The organism is Pseudovibrio japonicus (assembly GCF_014651595.1).
In the GTDB taxonomy this organism is placed as follows: domain Bacteria; phylum Pseudomonadota; class Alphaproteobacteria; order Rhizobiales; family Stappiaceae; genus Pseudovibrio; species Pseudovibrio japonicus.
Genome location: NZ_BMXE01000005.1, coordinates 42,474 through 58,071 on the forward strand (window position 1 = coordinate 42,474; position 15,598 = coordinate 58,071).

Here is a 15,598-nt window from a genome sequence, read left to right on the forward strand (position 1 = left end):
TATGCTGTTTGATCAATCTAAAGCCCTTGTGAGTGCTTCTGTTCTCGCTGTCGCCTTTGGTACTGCTGGCTGCCAAATGTCTTCGAAAGACAATGTGTTTGACATTGCTGTAGAGGAACAGAGCGGACTACGACAGATTCAGTCAAGGACCTTTAAGACCAAAGATAAAGATAAAACGATCCAGTCGGTTATGACAACTATGCAGGACATGGGATTCGTTATCGGCAATGCTGATAAGGAACTAGGAACTGTAAGTGGGATGAAACTGGATGGATATCAGTTGCGAATGACAGTGAGTGTGGTTCCAAGGAATGATGGTGAGATGTTGGTGCGCGCGAACGCGTCCTATAACAATCAACCAGTAGATTCAGAAGCTGCCTACAATGATTACTTTAATGTTTTAGAGCAAGAGCTGAAACTTCCGGCGCAGGAACTGGGATAGCTTGAAAAGTTGGAAAAGCCCGGGCAGGTGGTGCGCCGGGCTTTTTGTTTGTCTTTTCTCGAGAAATGCTGCAACCTCTCGCCAATCTCGATGGATCAGACTGGGATGATTGTCCAGTAATCCAGATCAAGGATCACGCCGTCCTCGTATTTCCCTTCTTCATTCTTGAACGGGAAATCTTCGCAAGTGCGGTCCTTGGTGGCGACGAGGCGCAAGCGTAATGCAGCGACGTCGTCCCGGCCTTCAATCTTCTTTTTGTCCAGCACTTCAGACCAGGCGTAGACGGTGTCGCCTGCAAACAGCGGTGCAACGTGGCGTCCGGCGTTGATGCCTGTGATGTGGAAGGCGTTGCCCAGTCCGTTGAAAGATAGAGCGCGTGCCAGCGAGATGACGTGGCCGCCGTAGATCAGGCGTTTGCCGAAGCGGCTGTTTTTCTCGCTGTGATGATTGAAATGGACCTTCGCCGTGTTCTGGTACAGACGTGTGGCGAGCTGGTGTTCTGCTTCTTCCACGGTCATGCCGTCGACATGGTCAATTTTCTCACCGACTTCGTAGTCGTCGAAACGGAATGGCGAACCGGACAGGTCAAAGTCCCATTCATCGATGGAAAGCTTTGGTACGGCTTGTCCGAGACAGTCCTCGGAAGTACCCTCTGGCAAGTCCGGCAGGGTGGTTTGTGGTGCTGGCGCAGTTTCATCGCGCTTCTTCACCATCACCCAGCGGGTGTATTCCAGAACCTTTTCCGGGTTTCCGGGCTCTTTGTGGCGATAGCCAGTTGAGCGCACGTAAACAACACCGGTTTTTCCGTTTGAGTTTTCTTTGAGCCCGATGACTTCTGATTGAGCGGAGAGTGTGTCTCCGGCATAAACAGGCATCAGGAAACGGCAATCGGAATAGCCCAGATTGGCAACAGCATTTAGTGAAATGTCGTTGACCGTCTTGCCGAAGACCACATGAAACACCAGCAAGTCATCCAACGGATAATATGGGTATCCAATAGCTTCTGCAAAAGCAGTTCCTGATTGTACCGCAAAGCGAGTTCCGTACAGCGCAGTATAGAGAGCTGTATCCCCCTCGTTTATTGTCTTTGGTGTGCCATGTCTTATGACTTGGCCCACGTGAAAATCTTCGAAAAAGTTACCGCAAGACGTTTTAGTCTTAACCGCAGTTAACGTCATGTTTGTAGTCCCCCAACAACAACACGGCAGGCATTCAATAAGAAGTATTTTTAGTTAGCAAGCAACACCTTAGAAAGTTGACAGATTGCATAGAAGATGTCGCCTTTGATCTTTTTTGTTTTGCCCTCGTATTTTCCTTGGTTATCCAATTGACTTGTTTAATTTAACAAATTCAAAGGGTTGACGGATAATGTGGTGGTTCCAGCATTCCGTGCACCAGATGTCCGACAAAAATACTTGAAAGAAATGAGCAAGCTTTCTGTCGGTTTGAGGCCCTTTATATCTCAAAAGCAGTAGAAATGGGCAAATTATATGTAGATAGTAACTAGGTAATTAGGTCACAGTTCTGCCTTAGGCTTCAATATCAGATTGGGTTTGTAGGATTGTGCAAGCGAGTCGATGCCAAAATTCGTAAGAGACTGTGATTCACCTGAGGCGATTTGAACGCAGAATCCGGCACGGCACCCCTAAGAACCCGTAGTCTTTTCCTCCGCTTTAATGGGTTATCATGGGGGATGGAGGTTTGGGCCCATGGTGAGCTTGTTCTGGAGGGTTATAGGGGTTGTTTTGCTGGCATGGGTCGTGTGGGGGCTCTATGAGGGATACACGTTTCTCTACGACGTAATTTACAAGTCCGCAGACCCGGTGATGTACTGGATTGGTCTGGCCTTATGGAGCGCTCTTGGCTTGAGCTGCTTTTTCTCGTCAACTAATCAGGAATAAAGGGCCAATTTCTCAATTGATCTGAACTACACCGGTAGTATTCTACCGTCGTCGAATGCTGCTGGCAGTTTTGCTGCGGCATGTGGTTTTGAGTTCAGGGAGGTTGCTATGTCGAAGAAAACCCTAATTTCTTCAGGTTCACCCTTTGAAAAGACAGCTGGGTATTCTCGCGCAGTTATTGATGGTGACTTCGTCCATGTTTCCGGCACCACCGGCTATGATTACTCTACCATGCAGATGCCAGAGGATGTGGGAGCTCAGGCGGTTAATGCGCTGGAGACCATTAAGGGGGCGCTTGCGAAAGCCGGGTGCTCGCTGGAAGATGTGGTGCGCGCGCGCTATTACGTGACTGACCGGAGCCACGTTGAGGCTGTCTTCGCGGTTGTTGGTGAGTATTTTGGAGAAATTCGCCCTGCAGCGACGATGGTTATCTGCGATCTCATCAAAGAAGAGATGAAGGTTGAGATAGAAGTGACCGCTCGCAAAGGCTGATTATTCTTCCGTCTACACCACTGGCAGTGCCCCTGCTGATAAGTCTATGCAAGAAACTTCCGTTTTCTTGTCTTTATTACCCGTTGAAAGATGGTTTGCCTTAGCTATATAGGCAAGCAGTAGTGGCAATAACGAGATGGCGACGCATGACTGATTTTCCGAAAGAACTGCTGACTGGATATAACCTTTATAGAGAGCGCATTTATAGTCAGCTCGAGGAGGAATATCAAAACCTCGCCATCTATGGGCAAGAACCGCAGGTGATGGTGATTTCGTGCTGTGATAGCCGGGTCACGCCTGAAGGTATTTTCCATGCGCAGCCGGGTGAGTTGTTTGTAGCTCGTAACATAGCGAACCTTGTGCCGCCGTTTGTTGAGGGTGGAAGCACGCACGGTACCAGTGCAGCACTAGAGTATGCTGTGTCTGGCCTGAAGGTGAAGCACCTTGTCATTCTGGGCCACTGCAAGTGTGGTGGTGTTCAGGCGTTCCGTGAAAGCAACGGCAAGCTCAGTGAAACCGGCCAGTTTGTTGGTCCGTGGATCAAGATGCTGGAACCAGCTGCGATTACGCTGGCCTGTACTCCGGTTGACAAGAACGAAGACCCTCAGCTTGCGCTGGAATATGCTGGTATTCGCCAGAGCCTGAAGAACCTGATGACCTTCCCGTTTGTCGAGGAGCTGGTCGCCAAGGGAGAGCTGCATATCCATGGTGCGTGGTTTGATATCGGGTCCGGCACGTTGCGGGTCATGAACTCAGAAACTCAGGTCTTTGAGGATGCGCAGGATCTGTTGCCGCGCCTAAAGGAACAATCCGCAGAGACGCAGGCTTCCAAAGAAGCTGCAGAGAGCAAATAAACCTGCTGATTTGAGATGTTTTGTAAGGCCGCGTTCTACGGTGTAGGGCGCGGCTTTTTTGTTTGTTTGCCAGATTTCCAGCTGGTGCGTCTGATCTTCCAGAGAATGAGCGGTACGCTGAGGGTCAGGCAAACACCAGGAATGATGATTGAGAGATAGGTGCTGGCCAGCAAATCCGGTTGGTTTGGCGGGCGCAGGCCGATGATGAAGGCGATGAGCGAGATGGAAAAGCCGATGCTGCCCAGAACCCAGATGCCCCAGTTGCCAAATGGGACCTTATAGGCGCGCGGTACATTAGGGTATTTGTAGCGCAGTCTGATGGCAGTGCTGTAGAGCAGCAAATACATGAGGGAATAAAGCAGGACGGCTGTGGATGCGACGTACAGGAACACCTCGTTGGTATTCGGGTGCAGTACGAAAGCTGTTGCAATGAGTGTGGCGATGGTGGCTTGCACCAGCATGAGAGGCACAGGCATGTCGTGGGAATTTGAGCTCTGCAAAAATCTGGGTAACATGCCATCGCGTCCGGCGACGGCAAGGCTTTTGACAGGACCGGCGATCCAAGTACTGACCTGTCCTGCAGCACCAATGGCGATGAGAATTGCTGCGATGGGCAACAGATCAAGTACGCCGTAGTGGGCCAGCAGCACTGTATAAGTTTGCAAAACACCCAGTGTGTTTGAGATCTCGTTTGCCGGGAGGATCATAGCGATGGTTAGGCCTCCGAGGAGGGAGATTGAGAAGCCAATGGATGTGGCGATGAGGATCGCGATCGGATAGGTGCGCCGTACGTTTTGAACCTCGGTGGCATGACCAGCTGAGGCTTCCATTCCCAGAAAGCCGAAGAGGCAGCTTAGGAAGAGGAACAGGGTCGAGGTTTCAGCCAGTGACGGAATAACGTTGGCTGTTGTGATGCTGACGTCAATGACAGGGCGCGCGGGACCGGTGACGTAAAGCAGGCCCAGGGTGATCATGAGCAATGACGGAAAGATGGTGCCTGCCAGCAGGCAGTAGCTGGAGATGCGTTTGGCTACTCGTGTGCCGCGGAAATTTGCCAGCGTAGCGCCCCAGTAGATTATGATCGTGCCTGCAAACATGAGCCATGGGCTTTCATCGTCGGGGCGGTCAAAAACAAATGCGAGGGTTGCGGTGGTGTAGGCAACGGTTGCCACCATTGCAAAGATGGACTGGAACCATTGCAGGAAAATTGCCATGAAGCCAATCGGCGTGCCGAAGGCTTCCTGCACCCATGTGTAAACGCCATGCTTTGGCCAGCCTGTTGCCAATTCTGCGGAGATAAGCGCGATGGGCAGGATGTAGCAGAAGACCACTGCCGTGTTGAAGAATAGGATCTTCATGCCGGTTTGTGCCATGAGCGGCATGTTCAACATGGTCATGAAGAGTGCTGTGGTCATAAACACCAAGTTCCAAAGCGTTATGTGGTGCCTTGGTTGGGTCTGTGCAGCTTTGCTCATTCTTTACGCCCCTTGTCCGGTGAGGCGTGTTTGATGTTGTTGCGATGCAGGAACCAGATACCCAACGGAACCAGCAGGGCGAGAACGACAGCTATGATCATCAGTCGTTCAAAGTTCTCCAATGAGAATGGCAGAGCAGGGGGTGGAATGAACCCAATGGCAAAGCAGCTTATTGCGGTTAGCATGCCGATACCGCCAAGTAGCCAGATCCCCCAATTACCACCGGGCACTTTATAGGGGCGCGGGATGTGCGGATGGGTGTAGCGGAGGCGGATAGCTGCCACGAACATCAGCAGGTACATTAAGGAGTAAAGCAGGACGGCGGTTGAGGTGAGGATGAGGAACACCAGATTGACATCCTCAAATACAATGAAGCTTAGAGCGATCAGAGAGATGAGCGAGGCTTGCAGGATTAGGAGCGCTGTGGGGACGTTGTTTTTGTTGGCTTTGGCGAAGTGCTCAGGCAACAGTCCCTTTCTGCTGGCAGCCCACATGCCTTTGACTGGGCCCACAATCCAGGTGCTGACCTGTCCTGCTGCGCCCACGGCAACGAGCAGGGCGATGAAGGGCGTGAGTGTTGCAAGCCCGTATGCGTTCAGATAGGCGGAGAACGCTTGAAGGGCTCCGTTGATGTTGGAGATATTGCCTTTCTCAAGAATGAGCGACACGGCAAGGCCACCGGCAAGGGTGATGATGAAGCCTGCTATTGCGGCGGTGAAAATGGCACGCGGGTAGTTCTTTTGCGGGTTTTCGACTTCGGTTGCGTGGCTGGCCGAGACTTCGATACCGACAAAGCCGAAGACAAAGCTCATGAAGAATACAAGGCTGGTGGTGTCGGAGAGGGACGGTATCCAGTTTGCAACGGTTGCTGAGGTATCGAGGGCGATGGTTTCTCCGGAGAACAAGTAGTAGATGCCAAAGAGGATGAGCAATGCGGATGGAAAGAAGACGCCAAAGGAGACTGCGTAGCCGGAGATTTTCTCCGAGGTTGCCGTTCCGCGGAAGTTGATCAGCGTTGCAGCCCAGTACAGGGTGAGGACCGAGAAGGTGATGTAGTAGCGGTTTGAGCCCAGTTCCGGGTTAAAGGCGTACGTGAGTGTTGCAGTGGCGTAGGCGACGATGGATGTGACGCCGAAGATGGATTGGATCCACTGCAAAAACACAGCAACAAAACCGACGGGGGTGCCGAAAGCAGCCTCAACCCAATGGAACACACCATTTTGTGGCCAGCCGGTTGCGAGCTCTGCGGAAATGAGCGCTGTTGGAATAAGGAAGGCGAAGACGGTGATTGCGTTGAGCAGGACCATCTGCATGCCCGTCTCTGCCATCATGGGCATATTGCGCAGGGTTAAAAACAGCGCTGTGGTGATCAGCACCAAGGGTATGAATGCAATTTTGTGTTCAGTGCTGGGCGTTTGGTCCTGTTGCATTGGCCACCGGTGTAATCCTTGATGACCTGAACTTTAAATTGAGGGCCTGAAAAAAGACTGAGAGCGCGCGTTGGAAGCGCTTTGATGGTGTTAAGTTGCTGTTAGTCGTTGAGTCGGGCGCACTTGGCTAGATGTCTTCTTTGCAAATGTTGCGGTCCACTTCCATGAGCTCAACAGGCGCGCCGTTCACCTCGATGAACGCGACTGTCAGACCTTCGATCGGGGAGTTGGGTTCGATGATCACCTTCTGGTCCCTGATGGCTTCTTGCAGATCATCCACCTCAAACGCCACATGAGCCATCGTCTTGACGATCTCCGGGTAGGGCGCATCCTCATCAAACCGTTGCCACTGGATGCCGAACGGATTGTTCTTATGGTCACTGACGGTCATATGTAGGTGGGGAAGGGCGATTTCGTCCTCAAAGTACCCTCTGGTTGGAATTCCGATGTGGTTGAATTTCATTGGTCTTCCTTCAGTTTGGCAGCATGTGACCACGTTTGGGACCAGTGGCCGAGAGGTTGCAGATAAGTGAACAGCTCATCGCCCTCTGCTGTTAGTTCGTAACCGTTTTCGCCTTTCATGACGATCCCGCATTCTCGCAGTTCTTTCAGGCGGGTGTTGAGTACTGTTGGTGAAACGGATGCACAATTGGACTGGAGCGCCCGAAAGGTTTGTGGGCCGGTTGAAAGGTTCCAGACAATGCCGAGCGCCCACCTTCTTCCCAGCAGATCAAAGAGGACCATGATTGGCTTGCCAGAGGTTGAGCCGCGAACCGGCTCACCTGCCTTTGGGATTTTCACAGACATAGGGCTTTCCTTTTTGCTACGTTTATTGTAGCAGAGATATTGCTACATATATTGTAGCATGTATGGAGAGTTTCGCTATGGCTGTTTTTGCAGTGTGGTCCGCGATGGCTGCATCTTTGGGGTGGGCGTGTGGTTCAATGCTAGCCCACCGACCGTTGCAACGCGTTGGTGTTTTTGAGTTCACCCGCATTCAGTTGCTTACATCCAGTGCGATTCTGTGTGTGATTTGTACAGTGCTGGGATACTGGCAGAGCGTCGACTGGAGCCAATGGCCGGTGTACGTGATGAGCATCTTTGTGAGCGTGATTGTTGGTAATCTCGCTATGATGGAATGCCTGCGCCGCGCTGGGCCTCGGCAAACAGAATTGCTGCTTTCCCTAAAAACGCCAATCGTTGCGGTTTTGGCCTTTGCGTTTCTAGGTGAGACGCTGAGCTTTGCCGAGGTTATGGGTATTGCAATTGCTCTCTTTGGTATCTGTCTGGCGATTTTGTTTGGAAGTTCAGAATCGGAAGAAAAATCGGCGTGGGAAAGCGGTGGGTTGCTGCTGGCAGTTTTGCTGGGATTTGTTGCGGCTGGTTCGCAAGGGGTCGGGTTTCTTATTTTGAAGCCGCTGTTGCTTGCCGGGACTGAGCCTCTGGCTGCCTCTGCGGTGCGGATTACCGGCGCTGCATTTGTTGTGGCGTTGGTTGGTTTGATGCCGTTGTCTACGGTTCGAGCGTCCGCGCAGATGAGCTGGATGTTGCTATTCCGCGTGGTGCTGCCGGGGTTTATCGGATATGGCGTTTCGGTTTCGCTGCTGCTTTATGCTTACACGTACTATGACGCAGCTGTTGCCAGTGTTCTTGGTTCGTTGTCTCCGGTTTTCATTCTGCCGTTGCTTTGGTGGCGAACTGGAAATATGCCCGCTCCCTTGGCTTGGGGTGGTGCAGCGCTTTCATTAGGGGGGACGGCTGTAATTCTGCTTTAGGGGCGTTGTTTTGTGCCAGCAGTTGGCTTGCTGCTGGCACTGGATGCTTATGAGCTTGCTATTGCAATGGCCGGGGCCTGTGTTTTCTTGTAGGCAAGCACGATGATGAACGTTAGCCCAAGCGTCAGGATCTCTGCCAGAACGGTGCTGTACCAGATGCCGGTTTCTCCCATTGCATAGGGAACCAAAAGGGTTAGCGGGATTGCGAACAGGTAGGTTCTGGAGAGCATAAGGATGCCGGAGCGCGCTGCATCGCCGATGGCCTGAAAGAAGATGGCTATCATCATCAATGGTCCGCCGAGGAAGAACACCATGGTAACGATTGGTGTGATGCGGGTTACCTCAGCGATGATTGTTGCGTCGTCGACGAAGATCGCACCCAGCTGGGACTTCAGCAAGAAGTAGATGGCCTGAACGATGCCGCAATAGATGAGAGCGATGATGAGTGCCACTCTCAGCGTTTGTGCGGTTCTTTCATGGTTTTGGGCGCCGTGGTTGTTTCCGGCGATGGATTGCAGGGCCATGCTGATGCCCAGCAGCGGCAGGAATGTAAAGGTCTGCATTCGGGTCACGATGCCAAATGCACCAGCCGTTGCTTCATAGCTGCTGCCCGCCCAAAGCTGGATCGCAAAGAGAGTGATTGCGGCGGAGAGGGAAACGCCGGTGTAGCCGAGACTTTGCGGGACGCCGAGGGCTATCAGGGACTTCCATTGGAAGATGACGGGGCGCCACTTCAGGAAGGACGCTTCACCATGCTTTGAGGCATAGTAGGCGACCATTGCGAACAGAGACAGCAATTGGGCGGTGAGTGTGCCATATGCTGATCCTGCGACCCCCCAACCGAACTGAACTACATAAAGCCAGTCGAAGAAGATGTTCAGGACTGCGGAACTCAGCGTGATGACTGTCATGAGGGGGAGCAGACCCTCACAGCGCAGCCGGTCGATGTTGATGGACAGAACGAACCCCAGCGGCGAGCCCAGAATGAGGATCGCCATATACTGATAACCGATCTGTGCAAGTTCGTTGGAGCCGTTTGTCAGGAACAGGGCCAGCTGGAAACCCGATGAGAGGAAGCCCAGAATGAGTAGGGCGCAGAAGATCAGGGCGAGCGCGATAGAGCTGTCGATGACCTTCTTTGCGGTGCGGTGATTGTTTGCGCCGAAGGCGCGGGCATAGATGCTGGCAAACCCGTTGGACACGAGGGTGAATAGGGATACCAAAATCATGAATAGCGGGAACATGAGTGTGACGCCGGTTAGCGCCTGCGTGCCCACGTAGGCTCCCAGAAAATAGGCATCAACAACGGTGTGCAGGCCGTTCACCATCATGACGATACTGATCGGTAGTGCAGTTTTTGCAAAGAGCAAAGGTATGGAGCCGGACAGGAAAATATTGTCCGGTCTGGAAGAAGAAACTTCAGACATCAAAGCGGCTTTCGGTTCAAAAGCGGAAAAATGCTGGTGCTCGCGTTGCCAGTAAACCGCTGAAAACATGCGGTTTGATGGATAAAAAATGAGGCTTCACCAGAGCGGTATGCTTGCGAGCGGCAGGTGCCTTAACCACAGCGCGATCATAGATGGACTGCATTTTCACTGCAAGTGGTCCACCTGAATTAAGCAAGATTTGTGAAATGGCAGGTTGCGGTTTGAAATTGCGTGATGTTGCGGTTGACGGGGGCGGTGCCTGCGACCTACTGCTTTTGCAATCATTTACGTCTCCTGTTCAACCATTCTGCCGAGAGGTCTTTCCATGGCAAAAGCAATTCACATGATGGTCCGTGTTCTGGACGAGAAACGTTCGCTTACGTTTTATCGCAAGGCGTTTGGGTTGGACGTGGCGGAGAGACTGGATTTTGACAGCTTTACGCTGGTTTATCTGCGCAATGCGGAGAATGACTTCGAGCTTGAGCTGACCGTCAATAAAGCTCGAAGCGAGCCGTACTCATTGGGTGATGGTTACGGCCATGTAGCGTTTTGTGTTGATGATCTGGATGGTGAATACGAGCGCTTTAAGACAGAAGGGCTTGCGCCAGAAGACATCAAAGAGTTCGTCGTGGAAGACAAGCTGCTGGCGCGGTTCTTCTTTGTGACGGACCCGGACGGATACCGGATTGAGGTGTTGCAGCGGCACGGGCGATACCAGTAGCCGCTCTCCGTTTTCGGTGAGTCTTGCTAAGCCTCAGTACTCGATTGCTTTTTCAGCAAGGGTTGGAGGAGAGTATCTCCTAAGCTCTTCTCTGCTGTAGCTGTTGAAGGTCTGCGTGAAGCCGTCACGCAGCTTGTACTGGGGCTGCCAGTCGAAGTTCTCCAGATATCTGGTGACATCGAGTGCATTATCGCAATCCCGAAACGGGAAGTACTCCCGCGCGGGGACATCCGGTGCAATGTCCTTGCCGTAGAGAATCTCCGCTTTGACCTCAGCGATCTCGCAGAGCATCTGGACCCACTTTTCGGCTGTTAGAATGTGTGGGTCTGCCAGATTGATCGCTTCTGTAGGCATGGCGTGCATTGCCAGCAGATACACAATGAAACTGGCAAGGTCTTCCTCATGCAGGAACTGCAGTTTGGATTGTCCGTCTGATGGAAGGATGATCGGGCGGTCTGTTAGTGCGCGTGCCCAGACAAATTGCTCACGGTCGATGTCATTGTTCGGGCCGTAAAGATATGGGGGCCGGATGGCAACAGTTGGTGTGTGTTCCTGGTTGAGCAGGAAATCGTCCACCTCTGATTTGTTCTTACCGTAAGCACCCCAGGTGGGTGTGCCACCAATTGGATCTTTCTCGCTTGGCAAGTGGTCGTGGGTTTCTTTGTAAACCGCTGCCGTGGAGAGATGGATCCATTTCTTGGCATGAATGCCAAAGGTTTTGAAGGCAAGCTCTGACTGCTCTTTAGTATAAGCGCTGGTGTCAATGACAGCATCGAATCTGTCCTTTGCCTGTCGCATGGCAAAGGGGTCGTTTCTGTCTGCGACCAGCTGCTGCGTTCCCTTTATGGGGCGGGAGCCTCTGTTGAGCAGGGTTACATCATAGCCCTTCGAAAGCAGCGCCGGAATGAGGGACGCCCCTACAAAACCTGACCCACCGATAACTAACAATTTATTCATATTGTACAGTACCTTATAACGGTCCTCTCTCGAGCGCGGGAGTGTATCCTGCGAGGATTAAAGAAAACTGTCTACTGCAAAATAGTTGAGGCCCTGTCCATTTTCGTTGAAATATTGAGCCTTGCAATGGCGTGGGTGAAACGGCACAACTGGTCAACTTTAATTTGCAGATAACGGGATATTGACCCATGGCATCCAACAAGCTCCTGCTTCTTCCTGGTGACGGAATCGGTCCAGAGATCATGGAAGAGGTCAAAAAGGTTATCGCCTGGCTTAATGCGCAGGGCGGAGACACTTTCGAGTATGACGAAGGCCTTGTTGGTGGTAGCGCGTATGACGCACACGGTGTTTCCATCTCTGAAGAAGATATGGCGAAAGCGCAGGCTGCGGATGCTGTGATCTTTGGTGCTGTTGGAGGCCCTAAGTGGGATGACGTGCCTTATGAGGTTCGCCCGGAAGCTGGTCTGCTGCGTCTGCGTAAGGACCTGAGCCTGTTTGCAAACCTACGTCCTGCGATCTGCTACCCAGCGCTGGCGGATGCGTCGTCTCTAAAACCGGAAGTTATTGAAGGTCTGGATATCCTGATCGTTCGTGAACTGACTGGCGGTGTTTACTTTGGTGAGCCAAAGGAAATAATCGAGCTGGACAACGGCCAGAAGCGCGGTATCGATACGCAGGTTTATGACAGCTACGAAATCGAGCGTATTGCTGGCGTTGCCTTTGACCTTGCACGCACTCGTGATAACCGCGTTTGCTCCATGGAAAAGCGCAATGTGATGAAGTCCGGTGTGCTTTGGAACGAGGTTGTAACTGCAACACACAAAGCTAACTATGCGGATGTTGAGCTGGACCACATGCTGGCGGATGCCGGTGGCATGCAGCTGGTTCGCTGGCCGAAGCAGTTTGACGTGATTGTCACGGACAACCTGTTTGGTGACATGCTGTCTGATGTTGCGGCGATGCTGACCGGTTCACTGGGCATGCTGCCTTCTGCATCTCTGGGTGCTCCTGATGAAGCAACCGGTAAACGCAAAGCACTTTATGAGCCAGTGCATGGTTCTGCGCCAGACATCGCTGGCACAGGTGCGGCGAACCCGATTGCGATGATTGCAAGCTTTGCTATGGCGCTGCGTTACTCTTTCCAGAAGATTGCCGAGGCAGACATGCTTGAAAAAGCAATCTCCAATACTCTGGACAAAGGCATGCGCACCAAAGACATCGCAAAAGATGGCGAAGCAACTATCTCCACCGCGCAGATGGGTGATGCGATTGTTGCAGAGCTGGCTGCTCTTGCAGGTGTCTCCGCTTAAACTAACCTATGATTTTTGAGATTTGAGGCAGGGCTTCCGTTGGTTCGGAAGCCCTGTTTTTTATTGGGCTGTTGGTAGCAGTCCGCATTGTCCTTGGTGCGCTAACTGCCAGCGTTGTCGGCTTTGTGATGCCGAGCCAGTTTCCACTTTTTTCTGGATGAGTTTTTTGGCAGTAGTGACTTACTGATTGACCCGCATGCACCGCTCATCGTTCTAATATTGATGTCGATTATGTTGAAGGCTCACAGCCGACAAAAGAACAGAACCTTACCAGAAGTATGAGGGCAATTTGTCTATGATCAGAACAAGCTGGATTGGATACTTTTCTATGAATACTTCAGTTGTATTTTAATAGTAAGAAACAGTTATATTTAATTTATGGGTACCAATTACAGTTATTATCATACTTTAATGCGAGTGATTGTATCGTTTAGTATCCGAACCTTGGGTTATCTCATAGTTTATCCTAGCGTAATCGAGAACTTTTAGTTACTGGTCGTCCGACTGGATGTTTAAGTGTTGCTCTATTACTGCGTACGGGTGGAGAGTGATAATGGATTTAAAAAAATCTATCAGAAAACGTGTCGCTCGCTTGGCGGGGATACCCTTTTACAAGGGCCAGGAAACTTCGGCTGAAAGTTTGCGCCGGTTTGCCAAACTTGCGCAACCCAAGATGACAGATTTTGAACTTATACGCATTGGGGGCGCAGGAGACGGGGGATATCTGATCCCAGATGACTTAGAGGGGATTTCCGCCTGCTTTTCTCCCGGTGTAGGCCCGTTTGTCCGTTTCGAGGAAGAGTTGGCCGGAAGAGGTATCCCGTCTTTCTTAGTTGATGCTTCGGTGGATCGCCCTCCCGTTGATAACCCGAAGTTCTCGTTCCAGAAAAAATATCTTGGCGTGGAAGATTCAGGTGATTATATCCGGCTTGACAGTTGGCTAGAGCAGAGTGCGCCTAACAAGGGTGACCTGCTTTTACAAATGGATATCGAATGTGGGGAATACGATGTTCTTTTTGATAGCGATCAGTCCATACTCTCCCGATTTAGAATAATAGTCATTGAATTTCATGATTTGCCTTCGTTGCTGGACCCTATTGCCTTCAAACTTTTCTATCATATCTTCAGGCGGCTGTTAGAGAACTTTGAAGTTGTCCATATTCATCCGAATAATTGTGCGTTACCTGTTCGATCCAAAAATGGATTTGCTATACCACCGGTAATGGAATTTACATTTCTGCGGAGAGACAGAATAGAGAACTCCCGCCCTGCAAATACTTTTCCGCATCCACTTGACGAGGCAAGCACAGCAAAATCCGACTATGCTTTACCGAGTTGCTGGTATGATTTTTGATGTGATTAATAATAGGCTTTTCTTAGGAAGATAAAATGAGATAGCAGGTGCGCTGTCACAAAGTTTTCTGGCAAAACCACTTAAGCTAGAAAAACGAATTCAAGTTTTACCGCCATGACAAATCTCTGCACGGGATTATCAATGCAGAATGAATATTAATAAGTGCGGTTGTCGAATTTTTCAAACTTTGCAGGTCGGGTTCAACGGACGGTGACTGTGCTGATGGTGATGTGCGGGGTTTGGGTCAGTTCTGTGGGTGTTATTTCCAGGAGTTTGCAGCGTGATGTGGTTGCACTGAAAACAGCACTGCGGCATAAGCGTGGATCGAGTTTACTTTTGAGAAGCGTTGCTGGAAGACAGAGCATGGATGAACGTTTAAGACCCTTCCTCGGAACCTGGATTCTGGATCCTGATGTCTCAAATTATGAGCAGGGGTCTGTGCCGTGGGGCGGCAGCATGAAGATTATCGAGAAGGACGGCGAGATCGGCTTCTTCATGAAAACCGTCGAGAGCGAAGGTGAGACTGTTGAGGCGAACTTCTCCGGTATTCCGGATGGGGAAGATCGTCCGATGCCGCAAAACCCATTTGCTGACACGCTTTCTCTTTCATTGAACACGGACGGTGATCTGGTGTCTGAGGCAAAGCGCGGTGGGCTGACCATCATGGTCGCCAAGCGTGAGCTGAGCGTAGACGGTTCTCAGCTGACGATCTATCAGACTGTCCACCTGCTGGATGCAGGGTCGTTTACCAACGAAGCGGTGTATGTGAGAGCGCAGTAGGTGGCGTAAACCTGCTGGGTTTTGATGATTGAGTGAGCCAGACAGCATGGGTGTGCTGGACTGGCTCTCTTTGTTTCAGGCGGTGGGTGAGGCTTTAGAGATAGCCAAACATTCTGCCGCAGGCGAGCACGCCCAGCCAGCTAACTAGTGAGATAAAGCCGGCGGATTTGAAGCGCGGGATGGTGCCGCGGGAGTCCACCTGTGCCAGGTAGCGCCAGGGTTTGTTGAAGCGCAGGAACAGGGCGTTGAGCAGAGCGAGCGTGAAGAAGCCTGCCTTTGCCCAGAAGATCGGGGCGTTGATGTAAACGCTGGCTTTGACCGAGAGCAGGAATACGCCGGTTGTAATCGCGATCAGGGCGCCCAGCAGAGCAATGCGGGTGAGGGGGCGTGCCAGATCGTAAAGCGGGATGGAGCGCCATAGGCCCATCATGCGCAGATCCAGCGGAACAATGGAGCCGAACAGCAGGGCCAGACCGATGATGTGGGTTGTGTTGACAGCTGGATAGACCCACCATGCATACTTGAAGATCTCGGGAAGCTGTGAGCGTTCGAGATCGGCAGCAAGTGCTTGCAATTGAACTAGTAGATCCATCATTATTCCGTTGTGTTTGATTGCTGCGCTCAGACTGGGTGCAGACGCGATGCTATGCAAGAATAGATTGGCACTCTTTTTCAGGTGC

Annotated in this window: 17 protein-coding genes; 9 read left to right on the forward strand and 8 right to left on the reverse strand. The window is 51.5% G+C overall.

What is annotated here, in order from left to right; all coding sequences use genetic code 11:
- Position 1 precedes the first annotated feature (1 nt).
- A complete protein-coding gene (locus IE076_RS14455) occupies positions 2-442 on the forward strand; it encodes a hypothetical protein (RefSeq protein ID WP_209009135.1) in 441 nt (146 codons plus the stop codon).
- 95 nt (positions 443-537) lie between these two features.
- On the opposite strand, the gene IE076_RS14460 is transcribed toward IE076_RS14455, so the two are convergent.
- Positions 538-1,620, reverse strand: coding sequence for a MaoC family dehydratase (locus IE076_RS14460; RefSeq protein ID WP_189437506.1), 1,083 nt, complete (start codon positions 1,618-1,620; stop codon positions 538-540).
- Positions 1,621-2,151: 531 nt separating this feature from the next.
- On the opposite strand from IE076_RS14460, the gene IE076_RS22550 reads away from it, so the two are divergent.
- From IE076_RS22550 to IE076_RS14470, 3 genes are all read left to right on the forward strand, one after another.
- Positions 2,152-2,343 carry a hypothetical protein gene (locus IE076_RS22550; protein WP_194539864.1) on the forward strand — a complete coding sequence of 64 codons (192 nt, stop codon included), beginning with the start codon at positions 2,152-2,154 and terminating at the stop codon, positions 2,341-2,343.
- A 108-nt stretch (positions 2,344-2,451) separates the two neighbouring features.
- Entirely contained in the window at positions 2,452-2,835 is a 384-nt protein-coding gene (locus IE076_RS14465) for a RidA family protein (protein WP_189437507.1), read from the forward strand.
- Between the two features lie 146 nt (positions 2,836-2,981).
- Positions 2,982-3,689, forward strand: a complete 708-nt coding sequence (locus IE076_RS14470) for a carbonic anhydrase (protein WP_189437508.1) — start codon at positions 2,982-2,984, stop codon at positions 3,687-3,689.
- A gap of 35 nt (positions 3,690-3,724) precedes the next feature.
- Here IE076_RS14470 and IE076_RS14475 read toward each other — a convergent pair whose 3' ends face one another.
- From IE076_RS14475 to IE076_RS14490, 4 genes are all read right to left on the reverse strand, one after another.
- Complete coding sequence (locus IE076_RS14475) at positions 3,725-5,164, reverse strand: APC family permease (protein WP_189437509.1); 1,440 nt, start codon at positions 5,162-5,164, stop codon at positions 3,725-3,727.
- Positions 5,161-6,594 (reverse strand): amino acid permease, encoded by a 1,434-nt coding sequence (locus tag IE076_RS14480; protein ID WP_189437510.1) that lies wholly within the window; start codon positions 6,592-6,594, stop codon positions 5,161-5,163. Before IE076_RS14480 ends, IE076_RS14475 begins: the two co-directional genes overlap by 4 nt.
- 127 nt (positions 6,595-6,721) lie before the next feature.
- The gene (locus IE076_RS14485; RefSeq protein WP_189437511.1) at positions 6,722-7,057 is read right to left on the reverse strand and encodes a VOC family protein; all 336 of its coding nucleotides are present in this window, start codon (positions 7,055-7,057) and stop codon (positions 6,722-6,724) included.
- The gene (locus IE076_RS14490; RefSeq protein WP_189437725.1) at positions 7,054-7,395 is read right to left on the reverse strand and encodes a winged helix-turn-helix transcriptional regulator; all 342 of its coding nucleotides are present in this window, start codon (positions 7,393-7,395) and stop codon (positions 7,054-7,056) included. Before IE076_RS14490 ends, IE076_RS14485 begins: the two co-directional genes overlap by 4 nt.
- A gap of 83 nt (positions 7,396-7,478) precedes the next feature.
- Between IE076_RS14490 and IE076_RS14495 the strand changes: the two genes are divergently transcribed.
- Positions 7,479-8,369 (forward strand): DMT family transporter, encoded by an 891-nt coding sequence (locus IE076_RS14495; RefSeq protein ID WP_189437512.1) that lies wholly within the window; start codon positions 7,479-7,481, stop codon positions 8,367-8,369.
- Positions 8,370-8,416: 47 nt separating this feature from the next.
- Here the strand turns inward: IE076_RS14495 and IE076_RS14500 are convergent, their stop codons facing one another.
- The gene (locus IE076_RS14500; protein WP_189437513.1) at positions 8,417-9,796 is read right to left on the reverse strand and encodes an MATE family efflux transporter; all 1,380 of its coding nucleotides are present in this window, start codon (positions 9,794-9,796) and stop codon (positions 8,417-8,419) included.
- Between the two features lie 325 nt (positions 9,797-10,121).
- On the opposite strand from IE076_RS14500, the gene IE076_RS14505 reads away from it, so the two are divergent.
- Entirely contained in the window at positions 10,122-10,517 is a 396-nt protein-coding gene (locus IE076_RS14505; RefSeq protein WP_189437514.1) for a VOC family protein, read from the forward strand.
- A gap of 33 nt (positions 10,518-10,550) precedes the next feature.
- On the opposite strand, the gene IE076_RS14510 is transcribed toward IE076_RS14505, so the two are convergent.
- Complete coding sequence (locus IE076_RS14510; protein WP_189437515.1) at positions 10,551-11,474, reverse strand: NAD-dependent epimerase/dehydratase family protein; 924 nt, start codon at positions 11,472-11,474, stop codon at positions 10,551-10,553.
- Between the two features lie 188 nt (positions 11,475-11,662).
- Here IE076_RS14510 and leuB point away from each other — a divergent pair, with 188 nt between their 5' ends.
- The 3 genes from leuB (at position 11,663) to IE076_RS14525 (ending at position 14,918) form a co-directional block, all read left to right on the forward strand.
- Positions 11,663-12,784, forward strand: a complete 1,122-nt coding sequence (gene leuB, locus IE076_RS14515) for a 3-isopropylmalate dehydrogenase (protein WP_189437516.1) — start codon at positions 11,663-11,665, stop codon at positions 12,782-12,784.
- A gap of 553 nt (positions 12,785-13,337) precedes the next feature.
- A complete protein-coding gene (locus IE076_RS14520) occupies positions 13,338-14,138 on the forward strand; it encodes an FkbM family methyltransferase (RefSeq protein WP_189437517.1) in 801 nt (266 codons plus the stop codon).
- Positions 14,139-14,501: 363 nt separating this feature from the next.
- Positions 14,502-14,918 carry a hypothetical protein gene (locus tag IE076_RS14525; protein ID WP_189437518.1) on the forward strand — a complete coding sequence of 139 codons (417 nt, stop codon included), beginning with the start codon at positions 14,502-14,504 and terminating at the stop codon, positions 14,916-14,918.
- A gap of 94 nt (positions 14,919-15,012) precedes the next feature.
- On the opposite strand, the gene IE076_RS14530 is transcribed toward IE076_RS14525, so the two are convergent.
- Complete coding sequence (locus IE076_RS14530) at positions 15,013-15,510, reverse strand: hypothetical protein (protein WP_209009137.1); 498 nt, start codon at positions 15,508-15,510, stop codon at positions 15,013-15,015.
- Positions 15,511-15,598 lie beyond the last annotated feature (88 nt).

Coding starts and splice junctions, on each gene's coding strand:
- IE076_RS14505 (WP_189437514.1), top strand. CDS start 10,122: ATGGCAAAAGCAATTCACATGATGGTCCGTGTTCTGGACGAGAAACGT.
- IE076_RS14465 (WP_189437507.1), top strand. CDS start 2,452: ATGTCGAAGAAAACCCTAATTTCTTCAGGTTCACCCTTTGAAAAGACA.
- IE076_RS14530 (WP_209009137.1), bottom strand. CDS start 15,510: ATGGATCTACTAGTTCAATTGCAAGCACTTGCTGCCGATCTCGAACGC.
- IE076_RS14510 (WP_189437515.1), bottom strand. CDS start 11,474: ATGAATAAATTGTTAGTTATCGGTGGGTCAGGTTTTGTAGGGGCGTCC.
- leuB (WP_189437516.1), top strand. CDS start 11,663: ATGGCATCCAACAAGCTCCTGCTTCTTCCTGGTGACGGAATCGGTCCA.
- IE076_RS14500 (WP_189437513.1), bottom strand. CDS start 9,796: ATGTCTGAAGTTTCTTCTTCCAGACCGGACAATATTTTCCTGTCCGGC.
- IE076_RS14470 (WP_189437508.1), top strand. CDS start 2,982: ATGACTGATTTTCCGAAAGAACTGCTGACTGGATATAACCTTTATAGA.
- IE076_RS22550 (WP_194539864.1), top strand. CDS start 2,152: ATGGTGAGCTTGTTCTGGAGGGTTATAGGGGTTGTTTTGCTGGCATGG.
- IE076_RS14460 (WP_189437506.1), bottom strand. CDS start 1,620: ATGACGTTAACTGCGGTTAAGACTAAAACGTCTTGCGGTAACTTTTTC.
- IE076_RS14520 (WP_189437517.1), top strand. CDS start 13,338: ATGGATTTAAAAAAATCTATCAGAAAACGTGTCGCTCGCTTGGCGGGG.
- IE076_RS14485 (WP_189437511.1), bottom strand. CDS start 7,057: ATGAAATTCAACCACATCGGAATTCCAACCAGAGGGTACTTTGAGGAC.
- IE076_RS14475 (WP_189437509.1), bottom strand. CDS start 5,164: ATGAGCAAAGCTGCACAGACCCAACCAAGGCACCACATAACGCTTTGG.
- IE076_RS14455 (WP_209009135.1), top strand. CDS start 2: ATGCTGTTTGATCAATCTAAAGCCCTTGTGAGTGCTTCTGTTCTCGCT.
- IE076_RS14480 (WP_189437510.1), bottom strand. CDS start 6,594: ATGCAACAGGACCAAACGCCCAGCACTGAACACAAAATTGCATTCATA.
- IE076_RS14495 (WP_189437512.1), top strand. CDS start 7,479: ATGGCTGTTTTTGCAGTGTGGTCCGCGATGGCTGCATCTTTGGGGTGG.
- IE076_RS14525 (WP_189437518.1), top strand. CDS start 14,502: ATGGATGAACGTTTAAGACCCTTCCTCGGAACCTGGATTCTGGATCCT.